Annotated in this window: 12 protein-coding genes and 1 tRNA gene; 10 read left to right on the forward strand and 3 right to left on the reverse strand. The window is 65.4% G+C overall.

Going from position 1 to position 14,383, the window contains the following annotated elements; translation table 11 throughout:
- Position 1 precedes the first annotated feature (1 nt).
- Positions 2 to 2,929, forward strand: a complete 2,928-nt coding sequence (locus RM190_RS21260) for an FG-GAP-like repeat-containing protein (protein WP_311761487.1) — start codon at positions 2 to 4, stop codon at positions 2,927 to 2,929.
- Between the two features lie 219 nt (positions 2,930 to 3,148).
- On the opposite strand, the gene RM190_RS21265 is transcribed toward RM190_RS21260, so the two are convergent.
- Positions 3,149 to 3,224 (reverse strand) — tRNA-Lys (locus RM190_RS21265).
- 97 nt (positions 3,225 to 3,321) lie between these two features.
- Here RM190_RS21265 and dapF point away from each other — a divergent pair.
- From dapF to RM190_RS21300, 7 genes are all read left to right on the forward strand, one after another.
- Complete coding sequence (gene dapF / locus RM190_RS21270; RefSeq protein WP_311761488.1) at positions 3,322 to 4,149, forward strand: diaminopimelate epimerase; 828 nt, start codon at positions 3,322 to 3,324, stop codon at positions 4,147 to 4,149.
- A gap of 8 nt (positions 4,150 to 4,157) precedes the next feature.
- Positions 4,158 to 5,411, forward strand: coding sequence for a tRNA (N(6)-L-threonylcarbamoyladenosine(37)-C(2))-methylthiotransferase MtaB (gene mtaB / locus RM190_RS21275; protein WP_311761518.1), 1,254 nt, complete (start codon positions 4,158 to 4,160; stop codon positions 5,409 to 5,411).
- Between the two features lie 130 nt (positions 5,412 to 5,541).
- Complete coding sequence (locus RM190_RS21280; RefSeq protein ID WP_311761489.1) at positions 5,542 to 6,459, forward strand: histone deacetylase family protein; 918 nt, start codon at positions 5,542 to 5,544, stop codon at positions 6,457 to 6,459.
- Positions 6,456 to 6,692 carry an exodeoxyribonuclease VII small subunit gene (locus tag RM190_RS21285; RefSeq protein WP_311761490.1) on the forward strand — a complete coding sequence of 79 codons (237 nt, stop codon included), beginning with the start codon at positions 6,456 to 6,458 and terminating at the stop codon, positions 6,690 to 6,692. Before RM190_RS21280 ends, RM190_RS21285 begins: the two co-directional genes overlap by 4 nt.
- The gene (locus RM190_RS21290; protein ID WP_311761491.1) at positions 6,692 to 7,555 is read left to right on the forward strand and encodes a polyprenyl synthetase family protein; all 864 of its coding nucleotides are present in this window, start codon (positions 6,692 to 6,694) and stop codon (positions 7,553 to 7,555) included. Before RM190_RS21285 ends, RM190_RS21290 begins: the two co-directional genes overlap by 1 nt.
- A 45-nt stretch (positions 7,556 to 7,600) precedes the next feature.
- Positions 7,601 to 9,526, forward strand: a complete 1,926-nt coding sequence (gene dxs, locus RM190_RS21295; RefSeq protein ID WP_311761492.1) for a 1-deoxy-D-xylulose-5-phosphate synthase — start codon at positions 7,601 to 7,603, stop codon at positions 9,524 to 9,526.
- Positions 9,527 to 9,535: 9 nt separating this feature from the next.
- Positions 9,536 to 10,372 carry a COG3650 family protein gene (locus tag RM190_RS21300; RefSeq protein WP_311761493.1) on the forward strand — a complete coding sequence of 279 codons (837 nt, stop codon included), beginning with the start codon at positions 9,536 to 9,538 and terminating at the stop codon, positions 10,370 to 10,372.
- Between the two features lie 22 nt (positions 10,373 to 10,394).
- On the opposite strand, the gene RM190_RS21305 is transcribed toward RM190_RS21300, so the two are convergent.
- Complete coding sequence (locus RM190_RS21305; protein ID WP_311761494.1) at positions 10,395 to 11,249, reverse strand: SDR family oxidoreductase; 855 nt, start codon at positions 11,247 to 11,249, stop codon at positions 10,395 to 10,397.
- The gene (locus RM190_RS21310) at positions 11,246 to 12,232 is read right to left on the reverse strand and encodes an LLM class flavin-dependent oxidoreductase (protein WP_311761495.1); all 987 of its coding nucleotides are present in this window, start codon (positions 12,230 to 12,232) and stop codon (positions 11,246 to 11,248) included. Before RM190_RS21310 ends, RM190_RS21305 begins: the two co-directional genes overlap by 4 nt.
- A gap of 99 nt (positions 12,233 to 12,331) precedes the next feature.
- Here RM190_RS21310 and RM190_RS21315 point away from each other — a divergent pair, with 99 nt between their 5' ends.
- Positions 12,332 to 13,813, forward strand: a complete 1,482-nt coding sequence (locus RM190_RS21315) for an AMP nucleosidase (RefSeq protein WP_311761496.1) — start codon at positions 12,332 to 12,334, stop codon at positions 13,811 to 13,813.
- A 151-nt stretch (positions 13,814 to 13,964) separates the two neighbouring features.
- On the forward strand, positions 13,965 to 14,264 hold the full coding sequence (locus tag RM190_RS21320; RefSeq protein WP_311761497.1) for an HU family DNA-binding protein: 300 nt from the start codon (positions 13,965 to 13,967) through the stop codon (positions 14,262 to 14,264).
- The last annotated feature ends 119 nt before the right edge of the window (positions 14,265 to 14,383 follow it).

Consider the following 14,383-nt stretch of genomic DNA (forward strand, 5'->3'; position numbering starts at 1 on the left):
CATGGCCATCTTCCGGACCATGACCACCAATCCGACCGGCACGAACCCGGTCAGCAACGCGGTCGCCGACGTGAATGGTGACGGCAACCTGGACCTGCTCGTCGCGAACTACATCAGCGACAATGTCTCGGTGCTGCTGGGCGATGGAACCGGGGCATTTGCCCAAACCGGCCTCATGCCTGCCACCAATGGCCCGCGATCAGTTGTCACCGGCGATCTGGATGGCGACGGCGATATCGATTTCCTTGCCACGAATCTTCCGGGCAATGGCGTCACTATTGCGATGAACGACGGCACCGGCGGCTTCGTTACGTCTTACACCGCTGTTGGAACGGGTCCCCGCGGCATAGCCGTCGGGGATCTCGACGGTGACGGGGATCTTGATTTCGTCACCGCAAACTATTCGTCGAACAATCTGTCGGTCATGTTGAATGACGGCCATGGCAGCTTTGCGGCGGCACAAGGTTCTCCGCTGACGACGGGCGGTAGCCTCCCGGTCCAGATGGCGTTGGGGGATTTCAACGGGGACGGACGCCTTGATCTGGCGGTCACCAACAATTCCAACAACTCGATCGGGATCCTGTTCAACAACGGCGACGGAACCTTTGCCGCCCCGGTTACGGCGGCGACGGGGGCGGGGCCCAGGGGCATCACCGTGGGCGACGTGGACGGCGATGGCAGGGCGGACCTGATCGCAGTCAACTTCAGCGGCAACTCGGTGTCGGTCCTGCGCAACGATGGCACGGGCGGATTTGCGGCACCTGTCAATTTTGCGACCGGAAACAACCCCTATGACGTCAAGCTTGGCGATCTGGACGGGGACGGCGATCTGGACATGGTGGTGTCCAATTCTGGCTCCTCCTCGATCAGCATTCTTTTCAACGATGGCGCAGGCAACTTCACGCCTGCCAGCGGCCTGCCGCTTCCTGTCGGAATCTCTCCAGGCGGGTTGTCGCTTGCGGACTTCGATGGCGACGGCGACCTTGATATCGCGACATCGAACTTCGGTTCGAATACCAGCACCATTCTGCTGAACACCATGGCGACCTATTCGGTCACCGCGGCCTCGGCAAATGAAGGTACGGCCACCGGTTCGGGCGGTTATCTTGAGTTCACCATCACCCGCACAGCCACCTCGGAAGCCGAGAGCATGTCCTTTTCCCTTGGCGGCAGCGCGGCCGCAGGTTCCGACTATGTCGCGCCGGCAGCGATGGTCAGCTTCGCGGTAGGACAACAATCGGCCATCGTCCGCGTCGCCATTGTTCCAGATTCGCAATTCGAGGCAGATGAAAGCCTGACGCTGACCCTGACCCATGCCGATGGAGAGGGCAGGATCTCGGCCACAGAGGGCGCGGCAACCGCGATCATCGTGAATGATGACGTGGTAAACCGCGCCCCATCAGGTGCCGACCACACACTCTCTTTGAACGAGGACGGCAGCCGCGCGTTGGTGGTTTCGGATTTCGGCTTCAGCGATCCGGACGGACACGCGCTGTCGGCGGTCAGGATCACCGGCCTGCCGGGGGCAGGGCAATTGACGCTGGATGGCGTCGCCGTCACGGCAGGGCAGATGGTCGCCGTCGCCGATATCGCCGCGGGTGATCTGGTGTTTCGGCCCGCGGCGAATGGCAACGGGGCGCCCTATGCCTCGCTGACCTTTCAGGTGCAGGACAATGGCGGCACGGCGGGTGGCGGCGTCGACCTTGATCCGACGCCGAACCGGCTGACCTTCAATGTCGCGGCGGTGAACGATGCCCCTGTCCTGACCGGAGACCTGCACGCGACCGTCCGCGAAGGCGGGCGCTATGTCCTGACCGCTGCCGATATCGGCTTCAGCGATCCCGACGACAGCGGCGCGGGCGTGGTGTTCCGTGTCTCGGCCCCGGTTCATGGCGCGCTGCTGGTGAATGGCGCGGCCGCGGCCAGCTTTACTGCCGCTGATATTGCCGCGGGCCGGGTCAGCTTTCTGCATGACGGGTCCGAGAGCAACTCCGCCTCGTTTCGGGTGCTGGTCGAGGATGGAAACGAGGACGGCTCGGTCCCGATAGCGCGCAGCTTCGGGTTCAACGTGACGCCCGTGAATGACGCGCCGGTGCTGCATGTTTCGCCCCTGGTTGGCAACCTGGCCGAGGATGCGTCGACCGCGGCGGGCATCAGGGTTGCGACGCTGTCCGTCACCGACCCGGATGGCGGGCCGAACCACCTGTCGCTGACCGGAGCGGATGCGGGTCTGTTCGAGATCCGCAATGGCGGGGTCTGGCTGCGTGCCGGGGCCGCACTGGATTTCGAGACCAATCCCGCTTTGGACGTGACGGTCCTGCTGAACGATCCGACCATCGGCACCGGCCCCGAGGGACGCCATGGGCTGCGCATCGCGGTGACGGATGTGGTCGAGGGGCTGACCGGCACCGCCGGGAATGACCGGCTGGTTGGCGGTTCGGGCAACGAGACGCTGTCTGGTCGCGGCGGGAACGATGTCCTGCTGGGGGGCGGGGGCAATGACGTGCTGATCGGCGGAGCGGGCGTCGACACGATGCGCGGCGGCGCGGGCCATGACAGCTTCGTCTTCACCTCGGTCCAGGATTCCGCGCCGGGCTATTCCGGCTACATCAACAACGGCCCGCTGAACCCGCTGTCGGGTACGGGTCATCGTGACCTGATCCTGGATTTCACCCATGGGCAGGACAAAATCGACCTGTCGCGGATCGATGCGAATCCGGCGCTGGCCGGGGACCAGGCCTTTGTCTGGCGCGGCGGTGGCAATTTTTCGGCCACGACGGCAGATGTGGTCTTTCGCCAGTTCGATGTCACGGGCACGGACCATGACCGGACCATCGTCTATGGCGATCTGAACCACGACGGGCGGGCCGATTTCCAGATCGAACTTGCGGGGCTGGTGAACCTGAATCGGGACGATTTCATCCTGTGACGGGTCGGGTTTCGGGGCCGGTTTCCGGCCCCGCCGCGCCAGCTTCGGGACAAGCGACATAAGCGGCGCATTGGTCGCGAATGCCCGAGTGAGATCATCGAAGACGCAAAAGCGTCCAGCGCTGAACGGCTGGCCCGAAGGCCGAATTATAATGTCTGGACAAACGTTTGGCTGACATTATCATCAGCCGTTGTGCCAATCTTCCGGGGGAAGATATAGTGGTGAGCCCAACAGGATTCGAACCTGTGACCCACTGATTAAAAGTCAGTTGCTCTACCAACTGAGCTATGGGCCCACTGCACGGGGGGCTAACTAGTGTTGGGCGCTGGTGGGGTCAAGCGGAAAAATCACGACCTCTGGAAAAAACTTTCCCGCAAGCGTATGTGACCCGCATGGAACAGCAGCAAAACCCCGGCCAAGGCCTGTCCTTGCCCTTCATGAAAATGCATGGGCTGGGCAATGATTTCGTTGTCCTCGACGGTCGCTCGACCGGCGAGCTGCCCGCGCCTGCGGTTGTCGCAGCCATGGCGGACCGACATTTCGGTGTCGGATTCGACCAGTTGGCGGTCATCCTGCCGGGGGAAAATGCCGATGCCAGGCTGGTCTTCTATAACGCCGACGGCTCGGTTTCGGCGGCCTGCGGGAATGCCACGCGCTGCGTCGCGCGCTATCTGCTGGACGAATCGGGGGCCTCGGCGCTGCGGCTGGCGACCGATCACGCGGTGCTTGCGGCCGAGGATGCGGGGAATGGCCTGACCCGCGTGAACATGGGGCCGCCGGTCCTGGACTGGCAGAGCATTCCGCTGGCTGCGGATATAGACACGCTGCATCTGCCGATTGATGGCGATCCGGTCGCGACCGGCATGGGCAACCCGCACATGACCTTCTTTGTCGAGGATGTGGCCACGGTCGATCTTGAACGCTTCGGTCCCGAACACGAACACCACCCGCTTTACCCCCAACGCACGAATGTCGAGGTTGTGCAGGTCGTCTCGCCGGACGAGATCATCCTGCGCATCTGGGAGCGGGGAACAGGTATTACGCTCGCCTCGGGTTCGTGCTCTTGCGCCGCTGTCGTCGCAGCGGCGCGGCGCGGTCTGACCGGCCGTCGCGTCCGGGTGAGCGTGCCCGGCGGGGTTCTGGAAATCGACTGGCGCGAGGATGGGGTCTGGATGACCGGCCCGACCGCCCATGTCTTTGACGGGGTGTGGCGGGGATGAAAGATCAGGTGAACCCTCCGGTCTTTGCGACGCTTGGCTGTCGGCTGAATGCCTATGAGACCGAGGCCATGCGCGAGATGGCCGATGCGGCGGGGCTGACGGGCGCGGTGATCGTGAACACCTGCGCCGTGACGGCCGAGGCCGTGCGCAAGGCCCGGCAAGAGATTCGCCGCCTTGCCCGCGAAAACCCCGGCGCGCCCGTGATCGTCACCGGTTGTGCCGCCCAGACCGAGCCCGAGACCTTCGCCGCCATGGCCGAGGTCACGCGCGTCATCGGCAACCATGAAAAGATGCAGCCCGCGACCTGGGCCGGAATGCGTGCGCCCGACCTGATCGGCGAGACCGAAAAGGTGCAGGTCGACGACATCATGTCGGTCAAGGAAACCGCCGGGCACCTGATCGACGGTTTCGGCCGGCACCGTGCCTATGTGCAGGTCCAGAATGGCTGCGATCATCGCTGCACCTTCTGCATCATCCCTTATGGCCGGGGCAATTCGCGCTCGGTTCCTGCCGGAGTTGTGGTCGACCAGATCAAGCGCCTGCGCGACCGCGGCTTCAACGAGGTCGTTCTGACTGGGGTCGACCTGACCAGCTGGGGTGCGGACCTGCCGGGTCAGCCGAGGCTGGGCGATCTGGTCATGCGCATCCTGCGTCTGGTCCCCGACCTGCCGCGCCTGCGCATCAGCTCGATCGATTCAATCGAGGCGGACGAGAATCTGATGCTGGCGATCGCGACCGAGCCGCGCCTGATGCCGCATCTGCATCTGTCCTTGCAGGCGGGCGATGACATGATCCTGAAGCGGATGAAGCGCCGGCACCTGCGCGATGACGCGATCCGCTTCTGCGAGGATGCCCGCAAGCTGCGTCCCGGCATCGTCTTTGGCGCCGACATCATCGCCGGTTTCCCGACCGAGACCGAGGCGATGTTCGAAAACAGCCTGAAGCTGGTCGATGATTGCGGACTGACCTTCCTGCATGTCTTTCCCTATTCCGCGCGCAAGGGCACGCCCGCCGCACGTATGCCGCGCGTCGCCGGGCCTGCGATCAAGGACCGCGCCGCCCGCTTGCGCGCCAAGGGCGATGCCGCGCTGGAAAGCCATCTGGCCGCGCAGATCGGCCAGACCCGGCTGGTTCTGACCGAAGGCCCTCGCCTTGCCCGGACCGAACATTTCACCGAGGTCGCCTTTGATCGCGACATGCCCGAAGGCTCGCTGATCGAGGTTGCTGTCCTTGGGCACGATGGCCACCGCCTGCTGGCCTGACTTCTGCGGGGCAGGGGCGGGCCGGTTGGTGCGCCCGCGTTAGGCAGTTGACTGTGCCGCGGCCCGTCGATTTCGACAGGTCGCGGAACTATCGCTTGCCGGTGCGGGTGTGCTGCATAATCGTGAAGCCATGACGCTTCTTTACACCCATCCGTCAGGATTTCGGCATGTTACGCCGCCAAGTCACCCCGAGCAGGTGGCGCGGCTTGATGCGGTAATCCGCGCCTTGGCCGATCTGGAGCTGGACCGGCGCGAGGCACCGGACGCCGAGGACGAAGACATCCTGCGCTGCCATCCCCTTGGTTATCTTGCGGCAGTGGCTCGCAAGGTGCCCGAGGAAGGCTGGTCGATGCTGGACGCGGATACCTATCTTTCGCCGGGCAGCCTTGCGGCCGCGCGCCACGCGGTGGGCGGGGTCTGCGCCGCAGTGGATGCGGTACTGGCTGGAGAGGATGCGACGGCCTTCGTCGCAATGCGCCCACCCGGCCACCATGCCGAACGCGCCCGCGCAATGGGCTTCTGCATCTTCAATTCGATCGCGATCGGGGCCGTGCGGGCGCTGGACCACCATGGGCTGGACCGGGTCGCGGTGCTGGATTTCGATGTTCATCACGGCAACGGCACGCAGGATCTGCTGTGGAACGAACCGCGCAGCCTGTTTGCCTCGTCGCATCAGTTTCCGCTTTATCCCGGCACTGGCGCCCCTGCGGAACGTGGCGCACATGGCCAGATCCTGAACCTGCCCTTGCAGGCGGGCTCGGATGGGGGTCCGGCGCGCGCGGCCTGGCGGCAGATTTGCGACCGCGTGGTCGAATGGCAGCCGCAGCTTGTGCTGGTCTCGGCCGGGTTCGATGCCCATGAGGCGGACCCCCTGGCATCGCTGGCCTGGGGAGACGGTGATTTCACGGCAATAACCCGCTTGATCCTCGACGCGGCGGCGACCTGTTCGGCGCCGGTGGTATCGGTCCTCGAAGGCGGTTATGATCTTGCCGCTTTGGGCCGCACCGCGCGCGCCCATGTCGAGGTTCTGAAGGAGACGCCGGCATGACCGAGATCGAAAACCTGTCCTTCGAGGAGGCGATGCGCGAGCTTGAGGCGACGGTCGGCAAGCTTGAACACGGCGACGCCGCGCTTGAAGAATCCATCGCGCTTTACGAACGCGGCGCCCTGCTGCGCAAGCATTGCGAGGAAGTCCTGCGCCGCGCCGAGGAGCGGGTCGAAAAGATCACGCTTGCCGCCAGCGGCCAGCCGACCGGAACGGTTCCCGTCGAGGGGCTGTGATGCAGGACCGTCTTGAGGATGTGAAGGCGCAGGTTCAGGCCGCGCTGGACGAGGCCATGGCCGGTTTCCCGCCGGGCGAACTGACCGACGCAATGCGTTATGCCTGTATCGGCGGCAAGCGGCTGCGCGCCTTTCTGGTGATGGAATCGGCGCGCCTGTTCGGCCTGACCGACAGAGAGGCTCTGCCCGTCGCCGCGGCGGTCGAGGCGCTGCACGCCTATAGCCTGGTCCATGACGACCTGCCCGCGATGGATGACGACGACCTGCGTCGCGGCCTGCCGACCTGCCATGTGCAATGGTCCGAGGCCACGGCGATTCTTGCCGGGGACGCGCTGCAGACTCTGGCCTTCGGTCTGTTGAGCCTGCACCAGATCGGCACGGCCGAGGTCCGGGTGGCGCTGATCCGCGCGTTTTCCGAGGCGGTCGGGGCCCGCGGCATGGTCTGGGGTCAGGCCTTGGACATCGCGGCCGAAACCGCGCTCGAACCCCTCGACATCGTTGCGATCAAGCGCCTGCAAAGTGCCAAGACCGGCGCGCTCATCGTCTTTTCGGCGACCTCGGGCGCGATCATGGCGGGTGAAGATACCGGCCCGCTGACCGAATATGCCCGCAATATCGGCTTGGCCTTCCAGATCCAGGACGACATTCTGGACGTCATCGGCGACGAGGCCGAGACCGGCAAGCGGCTGAACAAGGACGGCGCGGCGAACAAGGCGACCTTCGTGTCGCTTCTGGGGCTGGACGGCGCGCGCGACAAGGCGCGCAAGCTGGTGCGCAACGCCGAATCCGCGCTGGAACCTTATAGCGAGGCCGCAGGAAACCTGCGCGACCTTGCAAGGTTTATCATCGAACGCGATGCCTGAGCGTCAGGCCGAACGACCGAAATTCCCGATCGAAAGGGTCAGCGCATGAGCCAGACCGACCACACCGACCGCCCTGCCACCCCGGTTCTTGACCGCGTGAACCTGCCCTCGGACCTGAAGTCGCTGAGCGACCGCGAGCTGATCCAGCTTGCCTCGGAGCTTCGTGCCGAGACGATCAGCGCGGTTTCGGTCACCGGCGGCCATCTGGGCGCGGGCCTGGGCGTGGTCGAGCTGACAGTGGCGCTGCATGCCGTCTTCGACACCCCGCGCGACAAGATCATCTGGGACGTCGGCCACCAGTGCTATCCCCACAAGATCCTGACCGGCCGGCGTGACCGAATCCGCAGCCTGCGGACCGAAGGCGGGCTGTCCGGCTTTACCAAGCGGTCCGAAAGCCCCTTTGATCCGTTCGGCGCGGGGCACAGCTCGACCTCGATCAGTGCGGCGCTGGGTTTTGCCATGGCGCGTGAACTGGGCGGTGATCCGGGCGACGCGATCGCGGTGATCGGCGACGGCGCGATGACCGCGGGCATGGCGTTCGAGGCGATGAACAATGCGGGCGACCTTGGCAAACGGCTGTTCGTGGTCCTGAACGACAACGAAATGTCGATTGCGCCGCCGACCGGGGCGCTCTCGCGCTATCTGACGCGGCTTTACGCGGAAAACCCGTTCCAGGATCTGAAGGCGGTGGCCAAGGGCGCGGTCGGATTCCTGCCTCCGCCCCTGCAAGAGGGCGCGCGCCGGGCCAAGGAAATGCTGAAGGGTATGACCATCGGGGGCACCCTGTTCGAGGAACTGGGCTTTTCCTATGTCGGCCCCGTCGATGGGCACGATCTTGACCAGTTGCTGCCGCTGTTCCGCACGCTGAAGGCGCGCGCCACTGGTCCGGTCCTGATCCATGCGGTGACGAAGAAGGGCAAGGGCTATGCCCCCGCCGAACGCGCCGCGGACCGCGGCCACGCGACGGCGAAATTCGACGTCGCGACGGGCACGCAGGCCAAGGCCAAGTCGAATGCCCCCAGCTATACCTCGGTCTTTGCGCGGGCGCTGACCGATCAGGCCAGCCGCGACGACAAGATCGTCGCCGTGACCGCCGCGATGCCGGACGGGACCGGGCTGAATCTTTTCGCCGAACGCTTCCCGCGTCGCTGCTTTGACGTGGGGATCGCGGAACAGCATGCCGTGACCTTCAGCGCCGGGCTGGCCGCGGGGGGGATGAAGCCTTTCTGCGCGCTTTACTCGACCTTCCTGCAGCGCGGCTATGACCAGGTCGTGCATGATGTCGCGATCCAGCGCCTTCCGGTCCGCTTCGCCATCGACCGCGCGGGGCTGGTCGGTGCGGACGGCGCGACCCATGCCGGTGCCTATGACATCGCTTTTCTTGCCAACCTGCCCGGCATGGTCGTCATGGCCGCCGCGGACGAGGCCGAGCTGGTCCACATGGTCGCGACCGCCGCTGCCCATGACGAGGGGCCCATCGCCTTCCGCTATCCCCGCGGCGAGGGCATGGGGGTCGAGATGCCGGAACGCGGCGAGCCGCTGGAGATCGGCAAGGGCCGCATCATCGCCGAGGGCAAGCGTGTCGCCATCCTGTCCTTCGGCACCCGCCTGGCCGAGGTCATGCGCGCGCGCGAGGAATTGCTGGCTTCGGGCATCTCGCCCACGGTGATCGACGCGCGCTTTGCCAAGCCTCTGGATCGCGACCTGATCCTGGCGACGGCGCGCTCGCACGAGGCGCTGATCACCATCGAAGAAGGGGCCGTCGGCGGCTTTGGCAGTCTGGTCGCGCAACTTCTTGCCGATGAAGGTATTTTTGACGGAGGGTTGCGCTTCCGTCAGATGGTCTTGCCGGATAGTTTCATCGACCATGCCAGCCCAGAAGCGATGTATCGCGAAGCCCGCATGTCTGCACCGGATATCCGGGCGAAGGTGCTTGAAGTTCTGGGCGTGGCAATGGTGAAACGCGCTTGAGAGGTTCCGATGCTGCGTATCCTTCTGACTGGATTGGTCCTGTCCCTGCCGGTGGCGGCATTGGCGCAGGCACCCGCATCGCAAGAGCCCCCGGCCGCGGATAAGCCAGCCGCGGACAAGCCGGCCGCCGACGCGGCCGAGCCCGCGGCTGCGAAGCCTGCCGCCGCCGCGGAACCCGCGCCTGCCGACCCTGCCGCCGCGGGTCAACCTGCCGCTGCCGATGCGGCGAAACCGGCTGCCGAACCGGCCCCGGCCAAGGCCGAACAGGCACCCGCCAAGCCAAAGGGCTATCTGCCCAACCTTTACGACGTGACCGTGGTCGAGACCTGGGACACGCTGAACGTGCGCGAAACCCCGGACGGCCAGGCCAAGGTCATCGCGACGCTTCCCGCCACCGCCACGGGGGTCGAGCTGATTGCGCGCGATGCCTCGGGGAAATGGGGGCGTGTCAATGTCGGCGAGCAGTCCGGATGGGTGGCGCTGCGCTTCCTTGCCCCGCAGAAGGGGGTGTGGCAGCCCGAATCCCTGCCGCAAAGCCTGGTCTGCAGCGGCACCGAGCCGTTCTGGTCCCTGAAGACCACGAAATCGGGCATGATCTTTTCCGAACCGGACAAGAAGGACCGCGAGCTTGGCCTGCGCAAGGTCATGGATCGCGGTATCGAGAACGAGCCGACGCGCGGGTTGATCGCGGGCGACGATGCGGGTCGGGTCACAGCTTTTGTCCGACCCGACCAGTGCAGCGACGGCATGTCGGATCGGGGCTATGCGCTGGCCGTCTCGGTCATTCTTGACGGGCAGGACATGCCGTCGCGGATGCTGAACGGCTGCTGCTCGATCGGGCGCTAGGCCGGGACGGGGATCGGCGGGGTCAGTCCCCGCCTTCCGCCAGCAGCGCGGCCAACCCGCTGCGGTAATCGGGATATTTCAAAATCACCCCCAACTCTCGCTTGATCCGTTCGTTCGAGACCCGCTTGCTTTCGGCATAGAAGGAGCGCGCCATCGGCGTCATTTCGGCGCTGGCGAAATCCTCGGCCGGTGGCGGCGCCAGGCCCAGAAGCGTTGCGGCATGGGCGATGACGTCTTCTGGCGGGGCAGGGTCGTCGTCGCACAGGTTATAGATCGCGCCGGGACGCGGCGCCTTGATCGAGGCTAGCAGGGCCTGGGCGATGTCCTCGGCATGGATGCGGGAAAAGACCTGGCCGGGCTTCACGATCCGGCGCGCAGTTCCGGCCCGCAGCTTTGCGAATGGGCCACGTCCCGGACCATAGATCCCCGCCAGCCGGAAAATGTGCAGGGGCAGCGCATGGGCGGCCGCAAGCGCCTGCCATGCCTGTTCGGCGGTGACGCGGTCGTGCCCACGCCGCGTCGTGGGTGACAGGGGCGTTTCTTCGTCGATCCAGTCGCCGCCATGGTCGCCATAAACTCCGGTCGTCGACAGATAACCGATCCAGCGCGCGCGCGTGCGCGCAATATCGGGTCCGAAAGCCGCCAGCGCCGGATCATGCCCCTCCTGCGGGCCGGCCGAGACAAGGATCGCGTCGGCGCGTGCGATCTCGTCCCGGACGGCATCTTCATCCCCCGGCCACAGCAGGGGAGTGGCGCCGCTGGCCAGCACCCGTTCGGGCTGGCTGCGGGTGGTACCGGTGATCTGCCAGCCTTCTGCCTTCAGCAAGGCGGCAAGAAAACCAGCGGAATAGCCGTGGCCGAGGACCAGCAGCCTCACGCGCGGCCCCTCATGATCTCGGCCGCGATTGCGAACGAGCGGTGGCGCGCCTGCTGGTCGAAGATGTTCCCGACCAGGATCAGCTCGTCGGGGCGATAGCGGGCGACCAGTTCGTCCAGCCGCGCGGCGACCGTCTGGGGGGAACCCACTGCACTGACCGACAGCGCCTGTTCCACCGAGGGCAGGATGCCCGGCGGTACCGCGTCGCGGATGTCATCGACCGGCGCGGGCAAAAGCCCCGGAGAGCCAAGCCGCAGCCGCGCGAAGCTGATCATCTGGCTGGTCCGCAGCCGCTGCGCCTCGGCATCGGTATCGGCGGCGATCACATTGACCGCCAGCATGAAGCGCGGGGTTTCGCCGAAGGGCGTCTGCTGGAACCGCTCGCGATAGACCGTCACGGCCTCGTCCAGGTCGCCCGGCGCAAAATGGCTGGCAAAGGCATAGGGCAGACCCAGCGCCGCGGCGAGGCTGGCGCCGTAAAGCGACGAACCCAGGATCCAGACCGGGACATTCGTGCCCTGTCCCGGATGCGCCGCGACCGTATTGCCGGGGACCGCAGGGCCGAAATAACGCAGCAGCTCGACCACATCGTTCGGGAAATCCTCGTTGCGGGACATGCCGCGGCGCAAGGCGTGCATGACCGCCCCGTCGCCCCCCGGCGCGCGGCCAAGGCCAAGGTCGATCCGGTCGCCATGGATGGTCGCCAGCGTCCCGAACTGTTCCGCGATTGCCAGCGGCGCATGGTTCGGCAGCATGACCCCGCCCGCGCCGACGCGAATCCGGCGCGTCTGACCGGCGACATGGTTGATCAAAACCGAGGTCGCGGCGCTGGCGATCCCCGGCATGTTGTGATGTTCGGCCAGCCAGAAACGGTGATAGCCCCAGTCCTCGGCGGCCTGCGCCAATGCGACGGAATTGGCGATGGCCTGACGGGCATCGGCGCCCTCGGCGACCACGGCAAGATCAAGTATGGAAAACTGCATGCGGCACTCCTTTGTCTCAGCAGATAGGGTGCCCGGTCGCCGCTTGCCAGTCCGCGGCGGCGCTGGCACAGTCCGCTGAAAAGCAGGAGCGCCTCCCAGATGACCGACAACCGCCAGTTGCCCGTCGAAGCCCCCGAGAAGGCCGAGCGGGTCCATTTCGACGATCCGTCGGCCGCGGTGGACCGCCTGATCGAACTGTACGAGCGGGCGTCGAAATTCCTGCTCGACCGCTTCATCCGTACGCTTGAGGGCCAGCGGCCGACGGCTCGCTATCGTGCTTTCTATCCCGAGCTGCGGATGATCGTGCTCAGCCACACCAAGACGGATTCGCGCCTGTCCTTTGGCCATGTCGCGGTGCCGGGCAGCTATGCGACCACGGTCACGCGGCCGGACCTGTTCCGCGGCTACCTGACCGAGCAGATTGCCCTGCTGATGAAGAACCACGCGATCTCGGTCACGGTCGGCGACAGCGATACCCCGATGCCGGTGCATTTCGCGGTGGCGACGCAAAGCGATCTGAACGTCCCTCAGGAAGGCGTGCTGTCATTCTCGCTGCGCGACGTCTTCGACGTGCCCGACCTGAACACCATGAACGACGACATCGTCAACGGCACCTCGGGACCCAATCCCGACGGCAGCCAGCCGCTTGCGCCCTTTACCGCGCAGCGCGTCGACTACTCGCTGGCGCGGCTGTCGCATTACACCGCGACCCTGCCGGAGCATTTCCAGAACTTCGTCCTGTTCACCAACTACCAGTTCTATGTCGACGAGTTCGAGGCCTTTGCCCGCCGGGCTCTGGGCGACCCCGAGTCGGGCTATACCGAATTCGTCGCCCCGGGAAACCAGATCCTGGAACGACCCGAGGACCTACTGGTCACGGGCGCCAAGACACCGCAGATGCCCGCCTATCACCTGAAGCGCCCGGACGGCGACGGGATCACGCTGGTCAATATCGGTGTCGGGCCCTCGAACGCGAAGACGGCCACCGACCATATCGCGGTGCTGCGCCCCCATGCCTGGCTGATGGTCGGCCATTGCGCGGGTCTGCGGAACTCGCAATCCCTGGGCGATTTCGTGCTGGCCCATGCCTATCTGCGCGAAGATCACGTCCTGGACGACGACCTGCCGGTCTGGGTTCCGATTCCCGCGCTGGCCGAGGTCCAGGTCGCCCTGCAAGAGGCCGTGGCCGAGGTCACGCAGCTGGACGGGTATGAGCTGAAGGGGATCATGCGAACGGGGACGGTCGCCACCATCGACAACCGGAACTGGGAATTGCGCGACCAGTCCGGCCCGGTCCAGCGGCTGTCGCAGTCGCGTGCCGTGGCGCTGGACATGGAAAGCGCGACCATCGCCGCGAACGGTTTCCGCTTCCGGGTGCCCTATGGCACGCTGCTGTGCGTTTCGGACAAGCCGCTGCACGGAGAGTTGAAGCTGCCGGGCATGGCGACGGATTTCTACCGCACGCAGGTGGCAAGCCATCTGCTGATCGGAATCCGCGCGATGGAGAAGCTGCGGGCGACGCCGCTGGAGCGGATCCATTCCCGCAAGTTGAGGTCGTTTAACGAGACGGCCTTCCTTTAGAGCGCGCCGGATGCGCAGGTTTCGCAGCGTTTGCTGGCTGGAAAGGGCAAAAATGGCTTGCACCTTCCTCAAAAAGCTTGTGTAGCGCCCTTCATGCCGCCAAGGTGGCGTCCGAAAATTTCCCGAACGGGAAACAACGAGGAGACAGACTATGGCTATGGCCGCTTCTAAACCGATGACCAAAACCCAGCTGGTGGCCACGCTCGCCGAAGAAATGGGCAGCGACAAGAAAACCGCTGCTGCGGCGCTGGACGCGCTGTCGGCTGTCGTGTCGAAAACCGTCGCTGACGGTGGCGCGCTGACCCTGCCGGGCATCGGCAAAGTTGCTTGCCGCGCGCGCCCCGAGCGTCAGGTCCGCAACCCGCAGACCCAGGAAATGATGACGAAGCCCGCCGACAAGGTGGTCAAGGTCACCATCGCGAAGGCGCTGAAGGACAGCGTGAACGCCTGATCTTCAGGCCGTGACGCAAGCGAAGGACCGCGCAGCAATGCGCGGTCCTTCCTTTTTGTGGCGCCGGTATGGTAGTTCCCCGCTTTTGTCTTGCGCCCGCGCATTCATCTGCTAGCTCA

The organism is Paracoccus broussonetiae, from assembly GCF_031854425.1.
Lineage (GTDB): Bacteria > Pseudomonadota > Alphaproteobacteria > Rhodobacterales > Rhodobacteraceae > Paracoccus > Paracoccus broussonetiae.